The 18,972-nt window shown below is 71.0% G+C and carries 17 protein-coding genes; 1 reads left to right on the forward strand and 16 read right to left on the reverse strand.

Annotated features, from left to right (window positions below):
• Nucleotides 1-46: 46 nt before the first annotated feature.
• From carB to pyrR, 6 genes are all read right to left on the reverse strand, one after another.
• Entirely contained in the window at nt 47-3,355 is a 3,309-nt protein-coding gene (gene carB, locus OHB41_RS11115) for a carbamoyl-phosphate synthase large subunit (protein ID WP_266697702.1), read from the reverse strand.
• Nucleotides 3,348-4,505, reverse strand: coding sequence for a glutamine-hydrolyzing carbamoyl-phosphate synthase small subunit (gene carA, locus OHB41_RS11120; RefSeq protein WP_266697703.1), 1,158 nt, complete (start codon nt 4,503-4,505; stop codon nt 3,348-3,350). The genes carB and carA overlap by 8 nt, the downstream gene beginning before the upstream one ends.
• Nucleotides 4,502-5,137, reverse strand: a complete 636-nt coding sequence (locus OHB41_RS11125) for a PH-like domain-containing protein (RefSeq protein WP_266697704.1) — start codon at nt 5,135-5,137, stop codon at nt 4,502-4,504. Before OHB41_RS11125 ends, carA begins: the two co-directional genes overlap by 4 nt.
• Entirely contained in the window at nt 5,134-6,420 is a 1,287-nt protein-coding gene (locus tag OHB41_RS11130) for a dihydroorotase (protein ID WP_266697705.1), read from the reverse strand. Before OHB41_RS11130 ends, OHB41_RS11125 begins: the two co-directional genes overlap by 4 nt.
• 5 nt (nt 6,421-6,425) lie before the next feature.
• Nucleotides 6,426-7,403 carry an aspartate carbamoyltransferase catalytic subunit gene (locus OHB41_RS11135; RefSeq protein ID WP_266697706.1) on the reverse strand — a complete coding sequence of 326 codons (978 nt, stop codon included), beginning with the start codon at nt 7,401-7,403 and terminating at the stop codon, nt 6,426-6,428.
• A gap of 127 nt (nt 7,404-7,530) precedes the next feature.
• Nucleotides 7,531-8,121, reverse strand: coding sequence for a bifunctional pyr operon transcriptional regulator/uracil phosphoribosyltransferase PyrR (pyrR, locus tag OHB41_RS11140; protein WP_266697707.1), 591 nt, complete (start codon nt 8,119-8,121; stop codon nt 7,531-7,533).
• Between the two features lie 253 nt (nt 8,122-8,374).
• Between pyrR and bldD the strand changes: the two genes are divergently transcribed.
• Nucleotides 8,375-8,875: a transcriptional regulator BldD gene (gene bldD / locus OHB41_RS11145; RefSeq protein WP_148007825.1), complete on the forward strand. Its 501-nt coding sequence runs from the start codon at nt 8,375-8,377 to the stop codon at nt 8,873-8,875.
• Nucleotides 8,876-9,065: 190 nt separating this feature from the next.
• On the opposite strand, the gene nusB is transcribed toward bldD, so the two are convergent.
• From nusB to ruvX, 10 genes are all read right to left on the reverse strand, one after another.
• The gene (nusB, locus tag OHB41_RS11150; protein ID WP_168527171.1) at nt 9,066-9,500 is read right to left on the reverse strand and encodes a transcription antitermination factor NusB; all 435 of its coding nucleotides are present in this window, start codon (nt 9,498-9,500) and stop codon (nt 9,066-9,068) included.
• Between the two features lie 2 nt (nt 9,501-9,502).
• Nucleotides 9,503-10,069: an elongation factor P gene (efp, locus tag OHB41_RS11155; protein ID WP_010988257.1), complete on the reverse strand. Its 567-nt coding sequence runs from the start codon at nt 10,067-10,069 to the stop codon at nt 9,503-9,505.
• A 57-nt stretch (nt 10,070-10,126) separates the two neighbouring features.
• Nucleotides 10,127-11,233: an aminopeptidase P family protein gene (locus OHB41_RS11160; RefSeq protein WP_266697708.1), complete on the reverse strand. Its 1,107-nt coding sequence runs from the start codon at nt 11,231-11,233 to the stop codon at nt 10,127-10,129.
• Between the two features lie 479 nt (nt 11,234-11,712).
• Nucleotides 11,713-12,591 (reverse strand): Pro-rich N-terminal domain-containing protein, encoded by an 879-nt coding sequence (locus OHB41_RS11165; protein ID WP_266697709.1) that lies wholly within the window; start codon nt 12,589-12,591, stop codon nt 11,713-11,715.
• 203 nt (nt 12,592-12,794) lie between these two features.
• Complete coding sequence (aroB, locus tag OHB41_RS11170) at nt 12,795-13,886, reverse strand: 3-dehydroquinate synthase (protein ID WP_266697710.1); 1,092 nt, start codon at nt 13,884-13,886, stop codon at nt 12,795-12,797.
• The gene (locus tag OHB41_RS11175; protein ID WP_266697711.1) at nt 13,883-14,401 is read right to left on the reverse strand and encodes a shikimate kinase; all 519 of its coding nucleotides are present in this window, start codon (nt 14,399-14,401) and stop codon (nt 13,883-13,885) included. The genes aroB and OHB41_RS11175 overlap by 4 nt, the downstream gene beginning before the upstream one ends.
• Nucleotides 14,398-15,582: a chorismate synthase gene (gene aroC, locus OHB41_RS11180; protein ID WP_266697712.1), complete on the reverse strand. Its 1,185-nt coding sequence runs from the start codon at nt 15,580-15,582 to the stop codon at nt 14,398-14,400. The genes OHB41_RS11175 and aroC overlap by 4 nt, the downstream gene beginning before the upstream one ends.
• 198 nt (nt 15,583-15,780) lie before the next feature.
• Nucleotides 15,781-16,620, reverse strand: a complete 840-nt coding sequence (locus OHB41_RS11185) for a shikimate dehydrogenase (protein WP_266697713.1) — start codon at nt 16,618-16,620, stop codon at nt 15,781-15,783.
• Nucleotides 16,601-18,379, reverse strand: a complete 1,779-nt coding sequence (gene mltG / locus OHB41_RS11190; RefSeq protein ID WP_266697714.1) for an endolytic transglycosylase MltG — start codon at nt 18,377-18,379, stop codon at nt 16,601-16,603. The genes OHB41_RS11185 and mltG overlap by 20 nt, the downstream gene beginning before the upstream one ends.
• Before the next feature lie 123 nt (nt 18,380-18,502).
• Entirely contained in the window at nt 18,503-18,967 is a 465-nt protein-coding gene (gene ruvX, locus OHB41_RS11195) for a Holliday junction resolvase RuvX (RefSeq protein ID WP_266705777.1), read from the reverse strand.
• Nucleotides 18,968-18,972 lie beyond the last annotated feature (5 nt).

Here is an 18,972-nt window from a genome sequence, read left to right on the forward strand (position 1 = left end):
TCACGAAGAGGGGGACACCGTTTCCGGTGTCCCCCTCTCCGGGCTGCTAGTCGCGGGCCGCGGTCAGATGCTCGGCGTGTTCCTGGAGGGAGCGCACGCCCACGTCACCGTGGTTGAGCGCGTCGATGCCCTGGACGGCGGCGGCCAGCGCCTGGACCGTCGTCAGGCACGGCACGGACCGTGCCACGGCGGCCGTACGGATCTCGTAGCCGTCGAGGCGGCCACCGGTGCCGTACGGGGTGTTGACGATGAGGTCGACCTCGCCGTCGTGGATGAGCTGGACGATGGTCCGCTCACCGTTCGGGCCGGTGCCCTCGGACTGCTTGCGCACGACGGCGGCGTTGATGCCGTTGCGCTTGAGCACCTCGGCCGTGCCGGACGTGGCGAGCAGCTCGAAGCCATGGGCGACGAGCTCGCGCGCCGGGAAGATCATCGAACGCTTGTCGCGGTTGGCGACCGAGATGAAGGCGCGGCCCTTGGTCGGCAGCGGACCGTACGCGGCCGCCTGCGACTTGGCGTAGGCGGTGCCGAACACCGAGTCGATGCCCATGACCTCACCCGTGGAACGCATCTCCGGGCCGAGGACGGTGTCCACGCCGCGCCCGTGGATGTCGCGGAAGCGCGACCACGGCATGACGGCCTCCTTGACGGAGATCGGCGCGTCGAGGGGCAGTTCGCCGCCGTCGCCGTGCGCCGGGAGCAGCCCTTCGGCCCGCAGCTCCGCCACGGTCGCGCCCAGCGAGATCCGGGCGGCGGCCTTCGCCAGCGGCACCGCGGTCGCCTTCGAGGTGAAGGGGACGGTGCGCGAGGCGCGCGGGTTGGCCTCGAGGACGTACAGGATGTCGCCCGCCATGGCGAACTGGATGTTGATCAGGCCACGGACGCCGACGCCCTTGGCGATGGCTTCCGTGGAGGCCCGCAGGCGCTTGATGTCGAACCCGCCGAGGGTGATCGGCGGCAGTGCGCACGCGGAGTCGCCGGAGTGGATGCCGGCCTCCTCGATGTGCTCCATGACGCCGCCGAGGTAGAGCTCCTCGCCGTCGTAGAGCGCGTCGACGTCGATCTCGATCGCGTCGTCGAGGAAGCGGTCGACCAGGACCGGCCGGGAGGGGCTGATCTCGGTCGACTCGGCGATGTACGAGGACAGCCGGGTCTCGTCGTAGACGATCTCCATGCCGCGTCCGCCGAGGACGTACGAGGGCCGTACGAGGACGGGGTAGCCGATCTCGTCGGCGATGGCCTTGGCCTCGACGAAGGTGGTGGCCGTGCCGTGCTTGGGGGCCGGCAGGCCGGCCTCCGCGAGGACGCGTCCGAAGGCGCCGCGGTCCTCGGCGGCGTGGATCGCCTCCGGGGAGGTGCCCACGACCGGAACGCCGTTGTCCTTGAGGGCCTGTGCCAGCCCGAGCGGGGTCTGGCCGCCGAGCTGCACGATCACACCCGCGAGGGGACCGGCCAGCGACTCCGCGTGCACGATCTCCAGCACGTCCTCCAGCGTCAGCGGCTCGAAGTACAGGCGGTCGGAGGTGTCGTAGTCGGTGGAGACGGTCTCGGGGTTGCAGTTGACCATCACGGTCTCGTAGCCCGCGTCGCCGAGCGCGAAGGAGGCGTGGACGCAGGAGTAGTCGAACTCGATGCCCTGGCCGATGCGGTTCGGTCCTGAGCCCAGGATGATGACCGCGGGCTTCTCGCGCGGGGCGACCTCGGTCTCCTCGTCGTAGGAGGAGTAGAAGTACGGCGTCTTCGCCGCGAACTCGGCGGCGCAGGTGTCGACCGTCTTGTACACCGGACGCACGCCCAGCGCGTGCCGCACCTCGCGCACGACGTCCTCGCGCAGCCCGCGGATCTCGGCGATCTGGACGTCGGAGAAGCCGTGCCGCTTGGCCTCGGCGAGCAGTTCGGGGTGGAGCTTGTCGGCGCCGGCCAGCTCGTCCGCGATCTCCTTGATCAGGAAGAGCTGGTCCACGAACCACGGGTCGATCTTCGTCGACTCGAAGACCTCCTCGGGCGTGGCGCCCGCGCGGATGGCCTGCATGACGGAGTTGATGCGCCCGTCGGTCGGCCGCACGGCCTCGGCCAGCAGCTCGGCCTTGTCGCCCGGCTCGCCCACGAAGGTGAACTGCGAGCCCTTCTTCTCCAGCGACCGCAGCGCCTTCTGCAGCGCCTCGGTGAAGTTGCGGCCGATCGCCATGGCCTCGCCGACCGACTTCATGGTCGTGGTGAGGGTGGAGTCGGCGCTCGGGAACTTCTCGAAGGCGAACCGCGGGGCCTTGACCACCACGTAGTCGAGCGTCGGTTCGAAGGAGGCCGGGGTCTGCTCGGTGATGTCGTTCGGGATCTCGTCGAGCGTGTAGCCGACGGCGAGCTTCGCGGCGATCTTGGCGATCGGGAAGCCGGTCGCCTTGGAGGCCAGCGCCGAGGAGCGGGAGACGCGCGGGTTCATCTCGATGACGATCACCCGGCCGTCCTCGGGGTTCACCGCGAACTGGATGTTGCAGCCGCCGGTGTCGACGCCGACCTCGCGGATGACGGCGATGCCGATGTCGCGCAGGATCTGGTACTCGCGGTCGGTGAGCGTCATCGCCGGGGCGACGGTGATCGAGTCACCGGTGTGCACGCCCATGGGGTCGAAGTTCTCGATGGAGCAGACGACCACGACGTTGTCGTGCTTGTCGCGCATCAGCTCCAGCTCGTACTCCTTCCAGCCGAGGATGGACTCCTCCAGGAGCACCTCGGTGGTCGGGGAGAGCGTCAGGCCCTGGCCGGCGATGCGGCGCAGTTCTTCCTCGTCGTGCGCGAAGCCGGAGCCGGCGCCGCCCATGGTGAAGGAGGGGCGGACGACGACGGGGTACCCGCCGAGCGTCTCGACGCCCGCCAGCACGTCGTCCATGGAGTGGCAGATGACGGAGTTGGCGGACTCGCCGTGCCCGATCTTCTCGCGCACGGCCTCGACGACGCCCTTGAAGAGGTCGCGGTCCTCGCCCTTGTTGATCGCCTCGACGTTGGCGCCGATGAGCTCGACGCCGTACTTGTCGAGCGTTCCGGCGTCGTGCAGCGAGATGGCGGTGTTGAGGGCGGTCTGACCGCCGAGGGTGGGCAGGAGCGCGTCCGGCCGCTCCTTGGCGATGATCTTCTCGACGAACTCCGGGGTGATCGGCTCGACGTAGGTGGCGTCGGCGATCTCCGGGTCGGTCATGATCGTCGCCGGGTTGGAGTTGACCAGGACGACCCGCAGGCCCTCGGCGCGCAGGACGCGGCACGCCTGGGTGCCGGAGTAGTCGAACTCGGCGGCCTGGCCGATGACGATCGGGCCGGAGCCGATGACCAGGACGGACTGGATATCGGTGCGCTTAGGCACGCTGGCCCTCCATCAGGGATACGAAGCGGTCGAACAGGTAGGCGGCGTCGTGCGGGCCGGCTGCCGCTTCGGGGTGGTACTGGACGCTGAAGGCCGGCCGGTCGAGGAGGTGGAGCCCCTCGACCACCTGGTCGTTCAGGCAGACGTGGGAGACCTCGGCGCGGCCGTACGGGGTCTCGGAGACCTCGTCGAGCGGCGCGTCGACGGCGAAGCCGTGGTTGTGCGCGGTGACCTCGACCTTGCCGGTCGTGCGGTCCTGGACGGGCTGGTTGATGCCGCGGTGGCCGTACTTCAGCTTGTAGGTGCCGAAGCCGAGCGCGCGGCCGAGGATCTGGTTGCCGAAGCAGATGCCGAAGAGGGGCGTCCTGCGGGCGAGCACCTCCTGCATCACGGAGACCGGGCCGTCGGCGGTGGCCGGGTCGCCGGGACCGTTGGAGAAGAACACTCCGTCGGGGTTCACGGCGTACACGTCCTCGGCGGTGGCCGTGGCGGGGAGTACGTGCACCTCGATGCCGCGCTCGGCCATCCGGCGCGGGGTCATGCCCTTGATGCCCAGGTCGACGGCGGCGACGGTGAACCGCTTCTCGCCGATCGCGGGGACGACGTACGCCTCCTTGGTGGCGACCTCCGCGGCGAGGTTCGCGCCCTGCATCTCGGGCGCCTGGCGCACCTCGCCGAGCATCGTGCCCTCGTCGGGCAGCGCGTTGCCGGAGAAGATGCCGACGCGCATGGCGCCGCGCTCGCGGAGGTGGCGGGTGAGGGCACGGGTGTCGACGCCGCTGATGCCGACCACGCCCTGCGCGCGCAGCTCGTCGTCGAGGGAGCGGCGGGAGCGCCAGTTGGAGGGCACGCGCGCGGGGTCGCGCACGACGTAGCCGGCGACCCAGATCCGCTTCGACTCGGGGTCGTCGTCGTTCACGCCGGTGTTGCCGACGTGCGGGGCGGTCATGACGACGACCTGGCGGTGGTACGACGGGTCGGTGAGGGTTTCCTGGTAGCCGGTCATCCCGGTGGAGAACACGGCCTCGCCGAAGGTCACCCCCGTGGCCCCGTAGGCGCGGCCGCGGAAGGTCCGGCCGTCCTCCAGGACGAGTACGGCGGGAGCTGCCTTGTGCCTCTGCGAGGCGGCTCCCTGGATGGAGGTCGTCATCGTGCGCCTTCCGTGTCGGTGCTCTTGCTGATCATGTTGTTCAGGGTGTCGACCCACTCGCCGTGCTCGGCCGCGCGGTCGGAGCGGAAGCCGGAGTCGATCAGCCGCTCGCCGTGTGCCCAGGTGACGACGAGCAGGCCGCCCTCGGTGAGGACCTTGCCGGCGATGCCCTTGTCGAGCCGGGCCTCGCGCAGTGCCCCGGCGGGGACGAAGAAGTCGGTCGCGCCGGGGCGTACGACGTCCAGTCCCGCGTCCGTCAGCGTGAGCTCGACCCGGCTGCGAGTGCCCAGGCCGTGCGCGACGATGCGGTCGAGCCACTGTCCGGCGGTGGTGGAGCCGTGGTACCGGCCGCTCATGCCCAGTTTCGCCGGACCGGGGTCGCCCGGCATTCCGGACAGCGGCGGCTTGCCGCCTCCGTCGAGGGTGGTGGCGGCCGACGGCCGGGTGGGCAGCTCCGGCAGGTCGCCCTGGAGGGTGCCGCGCCACTTCCAGCCCTCGCGCATCAGCCAGTAGACGAGGGCGACGAAGAGGAGGAGTCCGACGAGCCAGCCGATCCGGGCGGCCCAGTCGGTCACTTCGGCCGACTTCTGTTCGGCAGCCAGGGAGGCGGCCGTCGGGATGAGAGGTGTCACGCGAGCTTCCCGTCGACGAGGGTGGCCTTGCCCCGCAGCCAGGTGTGGGTGACCCGGCCCGGCAGCTCACGGCCCTCGTAGGGGGTGTTGCGGCTGCGCGAGGCGAAGCCCGCGGGGTCCACGGACCCACGGTATGCGGTGTCGACGAGCGTGAGGTTGGCGGGCTCGCCTGCCGAGACGGGGCGGCCGTGCCCGTCGGCGCGCCCGATGCGGGCGGGTGCGGAGGACATCCGGTCGGCGACGCCGGCCCAGTCGAGCAGACCGGTCTCGACCATCGTCTGCTGGACCACGGACAGCGCGGTCTCGAGGCCCACCATGCCCATGGCGGCGGCGGCCCACTCGCAGTCCTTGTCCTCGTGCGGGTGCGGCGCGTGGTCGGTGGCGACGATGTCGATCGTGCCGTCGGCGAGCGCCTCGCGCAGGGCCGTCACGTCACGCTCGGTCCGCAGCGGCGGGTTGACCTTGTAGACCGGGTTGTAGGTGCGGGCCAGCTCGTCGGTGAGGAGGAGATGGTGCGGGGTGACCTCGGCGGTCACGTCGATGCCGCGGGACTTGGCCCAGCGCACGATCTCGACGCTGCCGGCGGTCGACAGGTGGCAGATGTGGACGCGCGAGCCGACGTGCTCGGCGAGCAGGACGTCCCGGGCGATGATCGATTCCTCGGCCACCGCCGGCCAGCCTCCGAGGCCCAGCTCGGCGGAGACGACGCCCTCGTTCATCTGGGCGCCCTCGGTGAGGCGGGGTTCCTGCGCGTGCTGGGCGACGACGCCGCCGAAGGCCTTCACGTACTCCAGCGCCCGGCGCATGATCACCGCGTCGTCCACGCACTTGCCGTCGTCCGAGAAGACCGTGACGCCGGCGGCGGACTCGTGCATGGCGCCGAGTTCGGCGAGCTTCCTGCCCTCCAGGCCCACCGTCACGGCGCCGATGGGCTGCACGTCGCAGTAGCCGTGCTCCCGGCCGAGCCGGTAGACCTGCTCGACGACACCGGCGGTGTCGGCGACCGGGAAGGTGTTGGCCATGGCGAACACGGCGGTGTAGCCGCCGCTCGCCGCCGCCCGCGTGCCGGTCAGGACGGTCTCGGAGTCCTCACGGCCGGGCTCGCGCAGATGGGTGTGCAGGTCGACGAGGCCCGGCAGGAGCACCTTGCCGTCCGCCTCGACGACCTCGGCGTCCTCCGCCGGCAGTCCGGTGCCGACCGCGGCGATCGTGTCGCCGTCGATCAGGACGTCCTGCGGCTCGCCGCCGAGCACCTTCGCACCACGGATCAGGATCTTGCTCATTCTTCTTACTTCTCCTCGGTGCGGGTGTGGGTGACGGCGGGCTCGTTGCCGCCCAGCAGGAGGTACAGGACGGCCATGCGGACGGAGACGCCGTTGGCGACCTGCTCCACGACGGTGCAGCGGTCGGAGTCGGCCACCTCGGCGGTGATCTCCATGCCGCGGACCATCGGGCCGGGGTGCATCACGATGGCGTGCTCGGGCATCTTCGCCATGCGGTCGCCGTCGAGCCCGTAGCGGCGCGAGTACTCGCGCTCGGTCGGGAAGAAGGCCGCGTTCATCCGCTCGCGCTGGACGCGCAGCATCATCACCGCGTCGGACTTGGCGAGCGTGCTGTCGAGGTCGTACGAGATCTCGCAGGGCCAGGACCCGACGCCCACCGGCACCAGCGTGGGCGGTGCGACGAGGGTGACCTCGGCGCCGAGGGTGTGCAGCAGGTCGACGTTGGAACGGGCGACGCGGCTGTGCAGGACGTCACCGACGATCGTGATGCGCTTGCCGGCCAGGTCCTGGCCGATCCCGGCGTCTCGGCCGACCAGGCGGCGGCGCATGGTGAAGGCGTCCAGCAGGGCCTGCGTGGGGTGTTGGTGGGTGCCGTCGCCCGCGTTGATCACGGCCGCGTCGATCCAGCCGGAGGTGGCGAGCCGGTACGGGGCTCCGGAGGCGCCGTGCCGGATGACGACGGCGTCGACGCCCATGGCCTCGAGGGTCTGGGCGGTGTCCTTGAGGGACTCGCCCTTGGAGACGCTCGAGCCCTTGGCGGTGAAGTTGATGACGTCCGCGGAGAGGCGCTTCTCGGCGGCCTCGAAGGAGATCCGGGTCCGGGTCGAGTCCTCGAAGAAGAGGTTGACGACGGTGCGGCCGCGCAGGGTCGGCAGTTTCTTGATCGGCCGGTCGGCGACCCGGGCCATCTCCTCGGCGGTGTCGAGGATCAGGACGGCGTCGTCGCGGGTGAGGTCGGCGGCCGAGATGAGATGACGCTGCATCTGTCAGGCTCCGTAAGGCAGTTCAGTTCGGGAGGCGGGCGCCGCGGGGGTGTGCCCCGGGAGCGCCGCGGCGGGCGGGCGCGCAGGCGCACTCGGAGGGCGTACCGCGGTGACGGACGCCGGAGTGCTACTGCTGTGCGTCCGGGGAGATCCGCTTCGCACCGAGCAGCACGGTGTCGCGACCGTCCTCCTCGGCGAGCTGGACCTTGACCGTCTCCCGCAGCGACGTGGGGAGGTTCTTGCCGACGTAGTCGGCGCGGATGGGCAGTTCGCGGTGACCGCGGTCGACGAGGACCGCGAGCTGCACGGCGCGCGGGCGGCCGATGTCGTTCAGCGCGTCCAGCGCGGCGCGGATCGTGCGCCCCGAGAAGAGCACGTCGTCCACGAGGACGACCAGCCGTCCGTCGATGCCGTCGCCCGGGATCTCGGTACGGGCCAGCGCTCGCGGCGGATGCATGCGCAGGTCGTCGCGGTACATGGTGATGTCGAGCGAGCCCACCGGGATCTTGCGGCCGGTGATCTCCGCGAGCTTGTCGGCCAGCCTGCGGGCCAGGAAGACGCCCCGGGTCGGGATGCCGAGGAGCACCACGTCGTCGGCGCCCTTGGCGCGCTCGACGATCTCGTGGGCGATGCGGGTCAGCACCCGCGCGATGTCGGGGCCCTCGAGGACGGGCCGCGCGCCGGCTGCGTACTGCTGCTTTTCCTGCTCAGAGTCCATACGAAACGGACCTCCTTCTCCGCCTCACGGGACGGATCATTAAAGGACGTCGGATTTGCGCCATCCACGGTACCAGCCCGGCAACGCGCCTGATCACCCCCCTTTGAGCCACCCCGGGTGACCCCTGTGGAGCGGTCGGTCCGGACCATTCGGCTTGACGGGGGAGAGTAACGCTGCGTAACCTCACAGTGAGTCACCAGAGTCACCAGCCGCGCGGCCGAGCCGCACGTTGATACAGCGTCCGGGGAGCTATATGTCCAGCGAATACGCCAAACAGCTCGGGGCCAAGCTCCGGGCCATCCGCACCCAGCAGGGCCTTTCCCTCCACGGAGTCGAGGAGAAGTCCCAGGGACGCTGGAAGGCGGTCGTGGTCGGTTCCTACGAGCGAGGCGACCGCGCCGTGACCGTGCAGCGTCTTGCCGAACTGGCCGATTTCTACGGTGTCCCCGTGCAGGAGCTGCTGCCCGGCACCACTCCGGGCGGGGCCGCCGAGCCGCCGCCGAAGCTCGTCCTCGACCTTGAGCGCCTGGCCCACGTGCCGGCCGAGAAGGCGGGACCCCTGCAGCGCTACGCCGCGACGATCCAGTCGCAGCGCGGTGACTACAACGGCAAGGTGCTCTCGATCCGCCAGGACGACCTGCGCACCCTCGCCGTCATCTATGACCAGTCGCCCTCGGTCCTCACCGAGCAGCTGATCAGCTGGGGTGTGCTGGACGCGGACGCGCGCCGCGCCGTCGCCCACGAAGAGGTCTGACCCCTTCGGACAGCTCAGCAGAAACGTGCCGCCGGGGTGGCCGGGACCATGAGGTTCCGGCCACCCCGGCGGCTTTCTGCGGGCCTCGGGGCCCTCGGGGGCACAGGGACGCCGGAGGGCCCGCAGCGAACGCGCTGCGGGCCCTCCGGCAATTTCCCAGCCGTTTCCCGGCTGTGCGGACGAGCCGCGGTCAGGCCTCGTCGCGGCGGAGCGACGGCTTCAGGTCCTTGAGCCGGCCCAGCAGTCCGTTGACGAACGAGGGCGACTCGTCCGTGGAGAACTCCTTGGCCAGCTGCACCGCCTCGTCGAGCACCACCGCGTCGGGGGTTCCGTCGACCCAGATCAGCTCGTAGGCGCCGAGGCGCAGGATGTTGCGGTCGACGACCGGCATCCTGTCCAGCGTCCAGTCGACGGCGTACGTCGCGATGAGCTCGTCGATCCGCTTCGCCTTGGTGGCGTAGCCCTCGACCAGCTCCATCGTGTACTCGCTGACCGGTGGCTGCCGGGTGTCGTTCCGGGAGTGCCGGATCCAGTCCGCGAGGACCGTCAGGACGTCCACGCCGCGCTGGTCGCCCTCGAAGAGGATCTGGAAGGCGCGCTTGCGGGCCGTGTTGCGGGCAGCCACGGTTAGCTGTTCACCCGGCCGAGGTAGTCGCTCGTGCGGGTGTCGACCTTGATCTTCTCACCGGTGGTGATGAAGAGCGGGACCTGGATCTGGTGGCCGGTCTCCAGGGTGGCGGGCTTGGTGCCACCGGTGGAGCGGTCGCCCTGGACACCCGGCTCGGTCTCCTGGATGACGAGCTCGACGGCGGCGGGCAGCTCGACGAAGAGCACCTCGCCCTCGTGCTGAGCCACGGTGGCCGTGAAGCCCTCGATCAGGAAGTTGGCGGCGTCGCCGACGGACTTGCGGTCGACCATGAGCTGGTCGTACGTGTCCATGTCCATGAAGACGAAGTACTCGCCGTCCATGTACGAGAACTGCATGTCGCGCTTGTCGATCGTGGCCGTCTCGACCTTGACGCCGGCGTTGAACGTCTTGTCGACGACCTTGCCGGAGAGCACGTTCTTCAGCTTGGTGCGCACGAAGGCCGGGCCCTTGCCGGGCTTGACGTGCTGGAACTCGACGACGGACCAGAGCTGGCCTCCGTCGAGCTTGAGCACCAGGCCGTTCTTGAGGTCGTTCGTGGAAGCCACGGTTGCGGAATCTCCTGGACTGACGTGGACGACCCCGGGACACGCGCACAGCCGGGGCTAGAGCGCGAGCAGTTCCTTGGTCGTGATGGTGAGTAGCTCGGGTCCGCCGTCCGCCTCGGGGCGCACGACGAGCGTGTCATCGATCCTGACACCGCCCCGGCCCGGGAGGTGGACCCCCGGTTCGACGGTGACCGGCACGCAAGCGTCCAGTTTACCCATGGCCGCGGGGGCCAGCTGCGGGTCCTCGTCGATTTCGAGCCCGACACCATGCCCCGTCAGTGAGGGAAGGGCCTCCGCGTACCCCGCGGAGTCGAGCACCTGGCGTGCCGCGCGGTCCACGTCGCGGTAGGCGACGCCGGGCACCAGCGCCTCGCGTCCGGCCCGCTGGGCGGCGAAGACGAGGTCGTAGAGGGCGATCTGCCAGTCCGCGGGCGAGGTGCCGATCACGAAAGTACGGCCGACCTCGCAGCGGTAGCCGCGATAGGTCGCGCCGAGACAGACGGACAGGAAATCGCCCTCCTCGACCCGCCGGTCCGTCGGCCGGTGCCTGCATCTCCCGGAGTTCGGCCCGGTACCCACCGAGGTCGCGAAGGCCGGTCCGTCGGCGCCGTGGTCGACCAGACGGCGCTCCAGTTCGAGGGCGAGATGACGCTCCGTCCGGCCGACGAGAATGGATTCGAGGAGTTCCCCGAGCGCCTGGTCGGCGATCTCCGCGCCGATGCGCAGACAGGAGATCTCCTCCTCGTCCTTGATCACCCGCAGCTGTTCGACCGCGGCGCCCAGGTCGCTCAGGCGCAGCCGCGGTGCCACCGACCCCATGGCCCGGTGCCGGCTCACGGTCAGGTGGTGCTCCTCCACGGCCAGCGAGTCGGCTCCCTGAGCGGTGGCGACATCGGCCGCGGCGACGGCCGGGTCGCCGCCCGCACCCGACAGCGCCTGTACGCGCAGCGTCTCGTCCGGACGTCCCGCGCCGGCCTCGTCGGCCGGCGGACCCGTGCAGAGCAACAGGTCCTCGCCCCTGCCCAGCAGGAGGACGGCACCGCGCGGGGCCGCCCCCGCGAGATACCTCACGTTGGCGGGGCGCGTGACGAGCGCGGTCGCGCTGCCGCCCGCCGTACAGCGCTCCCTCAGCCGCTCGCGGCGAGCCGCGTACACCTCTGACATGGATCGAGCCTACGAGCGCCGACCGGATACCGCCGGTTCAGCGGGGCCGGACGGGCGCGTGGGGGTGCGGGGCGCACGGAGACCCGGGTTGCCGGAGGTACGGCCGTGGGTGCCGACGCGTCCCGGCCCGGCACCGGAAGGAGGGCCGGGGGTGCCGGAGCGCGTACCCGGCCTGCGTCGGAGACGCGGCCCGAGGTGGTGCCGACGCGCGTACCGGCCGGCGTCGGTGCCGGCCCCGTACCCGGCCTGCGTCCGAGATGCGGCCCGAGGTGATGCCTGGCGCGCGCACCCGGCCGGTGTCGGACGTACGGCCGGGGACGGTGCCGGCGCGTGTGCCCGGCCGGCGTCGGTGGATGCCCGCGCGGCGCCCGCGGACGCGTACGACACCGCCGGCACGGCGCCGCGGGACCCCCGCCGGACGCCGTGCGGTCGGGGTGGCCGGGCTACCACTGTCCGGACGCCGTGCCGTCAGGGCCGGGCTACCACTGCGGGGGGCTGGCGATCGAACGGGCGAGTACGTCGTCCAGGACCCGGGCCGTTGCCGGTACGTCGAGCTGCGAGTTGTCGATGATGGGCAGCCCGGAGCCGTACCAGCCGGCCATCCGGCCGTGGATGCGGGCCACTTCCTCGTCGGTGAGGCGGCGGTTTCCGGAGCGCTCCGCGTTGCGCTCCAGAACTATCTCCAGGCCAGGCAGCAGGACGACGGGCAGCAGTCCAGGACCGACGTGCCGCTTCCAGCCGCCGAGGCCGACGACCGGGCGGTCCGGGAAGACGGCGTCGTCGAGGATGCAGGAGATGCCGTTCGCCAGGAAGTTCCGGGCGGCGAAGCCGCAGGTGCGGCGGGCCAGGCGGTACTGCGCCTCCGAGTGGTCGTTCCACCCCGACTGGGGGTCGGCGAACCCGGAGCGGACCCATTCGCGTACGTCGTCGAGGCTGATGTGGGCGGTCGGGACGCGGCGGTGCTCCGCCCAGTACTTGGCGACGCTGGTCTTGCCCGCGCCCGCGGGGCCGATGAGCAGCACGGCGAGCGTGGTCGCGGTGGGATCGGGGGCGCCCGTGGCGGGGGGTGCGCTCGGCATGGCGACCGGGCCGCCCGGGGGCAGCTGCACATGCCCCGTGGTGTCGGGCACGGGCGGTACGGGTGCGTGCTGCGGGGGCGCGGGGTGCGGCAGGTGCGCCGGCGGCGCCGGAGGTCCCGGCGGCGGGCCGGCGAAGCCGGGCGCGGGTGCGTTCGTGGGTGCCGGGCCGGGGTGTCCGCCGGGGTGCCCCGGGTGCTGCGCGGCCGGCGACCAGCCGGCGCCCGGTCCGTGCCCCGGCTGGTGGGGCGGCGGCAGCGGAGCCCCCACTGCGTGCTGCATCCGGTGCCACTCCGTCTCGTACAGGCGATGGGCGCTGGCGAGCGGAGCCTTGGTCCCGACCCGCTCTCCCCCACCCTAGAGGGCGCGGGAGGCGCCCCTACCGAACGGTACCTTCCCCGGCCGCCGTTGTGTGAACGGCCGGGAAAGGCGGGAAGTGCCCATGAGGCGAGGGCAAACCTGCCCAAGTGAGGGCCCGTTGGGCGTTACTCCCCCACTTCGCCGTACGCGGCGAGGAGCACGGCCGGGTCGGGACCCTCCAGGACGGTCGGCTTGGCCAGCCCGTCGAGGACGATGAAGCGCAGCAGGTCGCCGCGCGACTTCTTGTCGACCTTCATGTTCTCCAGGAGCTTGGGCCACTGGTCGTGGCGGTAGCTCAGCGGGAGACCCACGGATTCGAGGATCGTGCGGTGCCGGTCGGCGGTCGCGTCGTCCAGCCGGCCCGCGAGCCGGCCGAGTTCGGCGGCGAAGTGCATGCCGACGGCGACGGCGGCGCCGTGCCGCCACTTGTAGCGCTCGTTCTTCTCGATGGCGTGCGCGAGGGTGTGCCCGTAGTTGAGGATCTCGCGCAGCCCCGACTCCCTGAGGTCGCCGGAGACGACCTCGGCCTTGACCTTGATGGAGCGCTCGATCAGCTCGGCGGTGTGCGGGCCCGCGGGTGTGCGGGCCGCCTCCGGGTCGGACTCGATGAGCTCCAGGATCGCCGGGTCGGCGATGAAGCCGGCCTTGATGATCTCGGCGAGGCCGGAGACGAAGTCGTTGACCGGCAGCGAGTCGAGCGCGGCCAGGTCGCAGAGCACGCCCGCGGGCGGGTGGAAGGCGCCGACGAGGTTCTTTCCCTCTGCGGTGTTGATACCGGTCTTGCCACCGACCGCCGCGTCCACCATGCCGAGCACGGTGGTGGGGACGGCGATCCAGCGCACCCCGCGCAGCCAGGTCGCCGCGACGAAACCGGCCAGGTCGGTGGTGGCGCCGCCGCCCACGCCGACGATCACGTCGGTACGGGTGAAGCCGGACTGGCCCAGCGCCTTCCAGCAGTAGGCGGCGACCTCTGCGGTCTTGGCCTCCTCGGCGTTCGGCACCTGGATGGCGACGGCCTCGAACCCCTGCCCGGCCAGATCGGCGCGCAGCGCCTCACCGGTCTCGGCGAGCGCCTCGGGGTGGACGACCGCGACGCGCTTGGCCCGGTCGCCGATCAGTCCGCCGAGCTCGCCGAGGAGCTGCCGGCCGACCAGGACCTCGTAGGGGTCGGTGCCCGCGGTGCCGCCGACCTGGATACGCGTCACTGCCTCGCTCATGCTTCCTTCAACTCCAGTGCGTCGAGGACGGCTTGGGCGACCTCTTCGGGGGTGCGGCCGTCCGTGGGCACGACCGCGCTGGCGACTTCGGTGTACAGGTGGCGCCGTGCCTCCATCAGCTCGCGCCACTGCCGCCGCGGGTTGACGGCGAGCAGCGGCCGGGCCACGTTCAGGCCGGTGCGCTGGACCGCCTCGTCGACCTCCATCGAGAGGTAGACGACCCGGTGCCCGGTGAGCAGCGTGCGCGTGTCCTCGTCGAGGATCGAGCCGCCGCCGAGCGCCAGTACGCCGTCGTAGCCGGCCAGCGCGCGGCCGACCGCGCTCTTCTCGATGGCGCGGAAGGCCGGCTCGCCGTCGTCGACGAAGATGTCGGCGATGGTGCGGCCCTGTTCGGCCACGATGTCGTCGTCGGTGTCCCGGTAGGCGCAGCCGAGCCGGTCGGCGAGCAGCGCGCCCACCGTGGTCTTGCCGACCCCCATCGGGCCGACGAGCACGACCAGCGGTCCCGCGGTCACCGTACGACCAGGTTCTCGAGGTACGACTCGACGTTGCGCCGCGTCTCGGGGACGCTGTCGCCGCCGAACTTCTCCGCCACCGCGTCCGCGAGGACCAGGGCGACCATGGCCTCGGCGACGATGCCCGCGGCCGGGACCGCGCACACGTCGGAGCGCTGGTGGTGGGCCTTGGCGGCCTCTCCGGTGGCCACGTCGATGGTGGCCAGCGCGCGCGGCACGGTCGCGATCGGCTTCATCGCGGCGCGGACGCGCAGCAGTTCGCCGGTGGTCAGACCGCCCTCGGTGCCGCCGGAGCGGCCGGTGGTGCGGCGGATGCCGTCCTCGCTGTGCACGATCTCGTCGTGGGCCTTGGAGCCGGGCACCCGGGCCAGTTCGAAGCCGTCTCCGACCTCGACGCCCTTGATGGCCTGGATGCCCATGAGCGCGGCGGCGAGCCGGGCGTCGAGCCGCCGGTCCCAGTGGACGTGGGAGCCGAGGCCCACGGGCACGCCGTACGCGAGCACCTCGACGACCCCGCCGAGCGTGTCGCCGTCCTTGTGGGCCTGGTCGATCTCCGCGACCATCGCCTTCGACGCGTCGCTGTCGAGGCAGCGCACCGGGTCGGCGTCGAGCTTCTCGACGTCGGAGGGCCTGGGGTAGACGCCGTACGGTGCCTTCGCCGCGGCGAGCTCGACGACGTGCGAGACGATCTCGATCCCGGCCGTCTCCTTGAGGTACGAGCGGGCCACCGCGCCCAGGGCCACGCGGGCGGCGGTCTCCCGGGCGGAGGCGCGCTCCAGGATCGGGCGGGCCTCGTCGAAGCCGTACTTCTGCATGCCCGCGAGGTCGGCGTGGCCGGGCCGGGGCCGGGTCAGCGGGGCGTTGCGGGCGAGGTCGGCGAGGATCTCCGGGGCGACCGGGTCGGCCGCCATGACCTGCTCCCACTTGGGCCACTCGGTGTTGCCGACCATGACGGCCACCGGCGAGCCGAGGGTGAGCCCGTGCCGGACTCCGCCCAGGAAGGTGACCTCGTCACGCTCGAACTTCATCCGGGCACCGCGTCCATAGCCCAGGCGCCGCCGGGCGAGGTGGTCCGCCACCATGTCCGTGGTGATCGGAACGCCGGCGGGAAGACCCTCCAGCGTCGCGACAAGTGCGGGACCGTGGGATTCCCCCGCGGTCAGCCAGCGCAACCTGCTCAACGGTGCTCCTCATGCTCGCGCCCTGGTACTGCTGCTGCGTACACGCGTCCTTGCGTACGGCGACGGCGCGACCGGGTGCGCGGCCCTGGCCCGCCACCCCCGATCCTCCCATGGCCGGGCCCCCCGTCCGGCCTCAGGTCCATCAGACGGACGTGCCCGGTCCGGCCGGAGGGTGCTCGGCCGGACCGGACGAGGTGTTCAGCGTCTGGCGAGCGCGTGCTCGCCCGCCTTGCGCATGGCGCCCAGGGGGGCCGGGGAGCGTCCGGTCATCTGCTCGACCTGCAGCACGGCCTGGTGCACGAGCAGGTCGAGGCCGCCGACGACGGCGCCGCCGTACGCCGACCAGCGGGCGGCGAGTTCGGTGGGCCACGGGTCGTAGAGCACGTCGAAGAGGGTCGCGGGGCGCTCGGGGACGGCGGCGGCCAGCGCGTCCGTGGTACCCGCCGGGGTCGTGGCGATCACCAGCGGGGCGCGCAGGGCCCGCTCGGCGTCCGCCCAGTCCGCGATACGGACCGTCACGTCGAGCCGTTCGCCCCACTGAAGCATCTCGGCGGCGCGCTCGGCGCTGCGAACGTACGCGACGACTTCTCCGGTGCAGATGCGTGCCAGCGCGGCCAGCGCGGACGAGGCGGTGGCCCCGGCGCCCAGGACGGCGGCGGACTCCACCTGCTCGATGCCGTGCTCACGCAACGCGGCGACCATCCCCGGGATGTCGGTGTTGTCCCCGAGGCGACGTCCGTCGTCGGTGAGGACGACGGTGTTGACCGCCTCGACGGAGGCAGCCGTCTCACTGATCCCGTCGAGCAGCGGGATGACGGCCCGCTTGAGCGGCATGGTCAGCGAGAGGCCCGCCCATTCGCCGCCGAGCTCCTCCAGGAAGCCGGGCAGCCTCTCCTCGTCGACCTCGAAGCGGTCGTAGGACCAGTCGTCGAGTCCCAGTTCCCGGTACGCGGCGCGGTGCAGCACCGGCGAGAGGGAATGGGCGATCGGCGAACCGAGGACCGCCGCCCGCCGGGCGTCAGCGGCCCGAACTCTCATTGAACTTTTCCTTGAGCCTCTGGAATTCGGCATAGGTCTTGGCGAATTCGGTGTTGTTCTGGCCGTCGGTCGCCACGAAGTAGATCCAGCCGTCGTCCGTCGGGTTCAGCGCCGCCTTGAACGCGTCGTCGCCGGGGTTTCCGATGGGACCGGGCGGCAGGCCCTTGCTCGTATAGGTGTTGTACGGGTCCTTGTTGCTGTTGATCTCGGACTCGCTGATGTGGATGTTGCTCTGGCCCTTCAGGTAATTGAAGGTCGAGTCGAACTGGAGCAGCTGGTTGGTCTCCGTGTTCGTCGACTTGAGGCGGTTGTAGATCACCTCGGCCATCTTGCGGAAGTCGTCGTGGGTCTTGCCCTCGGCCTGGACCAGGCTCGCGACCGTGACGAGCTGCAGCGGGTCGGCGAGGTCGAATTCCTTGGCCTTCGCCTCGAGGTTCAGCTTCCTGTAGTTCTCCACGGCCTGCGCGACCATCTGCTTCAGAACGGCCTCGGGCTTCATCCCCTTGGCGGCCGGGTAGGTCGCCGGGTAGAGGAATCCTTCCAGCGGTTCCTTGATCTCCTTGTTGTTGTTCGCCCAGCTGGGCAGTCCGAAGCTCTTGTATTCCTTCCTGGCCACCTTGGCGGTGGTGCCTTCGGGAAGGGAGAGCTTCTCGTCGATCTTCTTGTAGATGGTGACAGTGCGCTCGCCGGGAGCCACGACCACGTTGTTCTGGCTCTTGGGGTCGAGCATGAGCTTGACGGCGCTGGCGGCCGACATCTCTTTCTTCAGCAGATAGGCCCCGGCCTGGATCTTCGTCCCGTCGGGGTTGGTCTGCTGGGCGGACACGAAGGCGTCGACGCTCTTGATGACGCCGGCCTGTTTCAGCGCCTGCCCGATAGCGAAACCGCCCGCGCCCTTGGGGATGTTGACCGTCACCTCGCCGGTGCCGTCGCCCACGTAGTCCGGAGCCGGGCCGAAACGTTTTTGGTAGAACTGGTAGCCGAAGTATCCGACACCGCCGACCCCACCGCCGAAGACGAGCACGACCACCAGGCAGGCGCAGCCGCTGCGGCGCTTCTTGGTCGTGCCGCCTTTGCCGCCCCGGCCCTTCCGGTCGCCGCGGCCGGCTTTCGGATCGTCGTCCTCGGAGTCTTCGTCGTCGCCCGCGAAGAAGGCGTGCTCGCCCTGGTCCGGACCCGGATCCCAGTCGGTCGGGGCCGGTTCGGGCTCGGCGCGGCGGCGCGCGGGCGGTTCGGGCGGCGGGTACGCGTCGGGGGTGTTGTAGAAGTCGGGCTGCTCACCACCGTAGGCGGCGGCCTGGTTCGCGTAGGGGTCGGTCGGGTCGGGAGCGTACGCGACCTGGTGCTGCTGGGTCCCGTTGTCCCAGCCGCCGTCGTGGTACTGCTGCTGGTCCTGGCCGAGGTACTGCTGCTGGGCCGGGTCGACGTACTGCTGCTGGTCGTGGCCGGTGTACTGCCCCGCGTACGGCTGCTGCCCCTGACCGCCGTACTGCTGCTGTCCCTGGTCGTGGTACTGCTGCTGTCCCGGGTGCTGCGGGCCCGCGGCATCGAACTGCTGCTGGCCGTAGCCGCCCTGCTGACCCTCGCTCCAGTCGCCGTACTGCGCCTGCTGCTGTTGCGGCTGCTGCGGATTGTGCTGCGGCTGGCCGCCGTAGGGGGACTGGCCGTCGGCGGCCTGTCCTCCCCATCCGCCGTCCCCGTACAACGGGTCCTCCGGATGCCACGGTTCGGAGCCTGGGCCCCGGCCATACTCAGTCATCGATCCCCTAGAGCCGCGAGGCGGTGGCTGCTGGCGCTGTGGCTCGGCTCCCGTTTCGCCTCTTTTGCTGTGCGGTGGCTGTTCGAACACCACCACATCGCGCGGAACGTTACCGTATCGCGATCAGATGACCACTTCGACGCCCTCGCCAGGTGGATTACCTGACACCCGTTCGGATTCCAAGGCCTGTTGAAGGATGATCACAGCGGCCGCCTGATCGATGACCGACCTGCCCTTCTTGGACTTCACGCCCGAGGCACGCAGTCCCTGACTGGCCGTCACCGTGGTCATTCTCTCGTCGAGGAGTCTCACCGCGACCGGCGCGATCGACCGGGCGAGGTCCTGGGCGAAACCACGGACCTTCACGGCGGCCGGACCCTCGCCCCCCTTGAGGGAGCGAGGCAGTCCGACGACGACCTCGATCGGCTCGTACTCCTCGACCAGCTGCCTCAGGCGGCGCTGGGCGGCGGGCACGTCCCGTCCCGGTACGGTCTCGACCGGAGTCGCGAGGATCCCGTCGGGGTCGCACGAGGCGACCCCGATCCGCGCGTCCCCGACGTCGATCGCGAGCCGACGGCCGCGGCGCATGCCCC

Source organism: Streptomyces sp. NBC_01571 (genome assembly GCF_026339875.1).
Classification (GTDB): domain Bacteria; phylum Actinomycetota; class Actinomycetes; order Streptomycetales; family Streptomycetaceae; genus Streptomyces.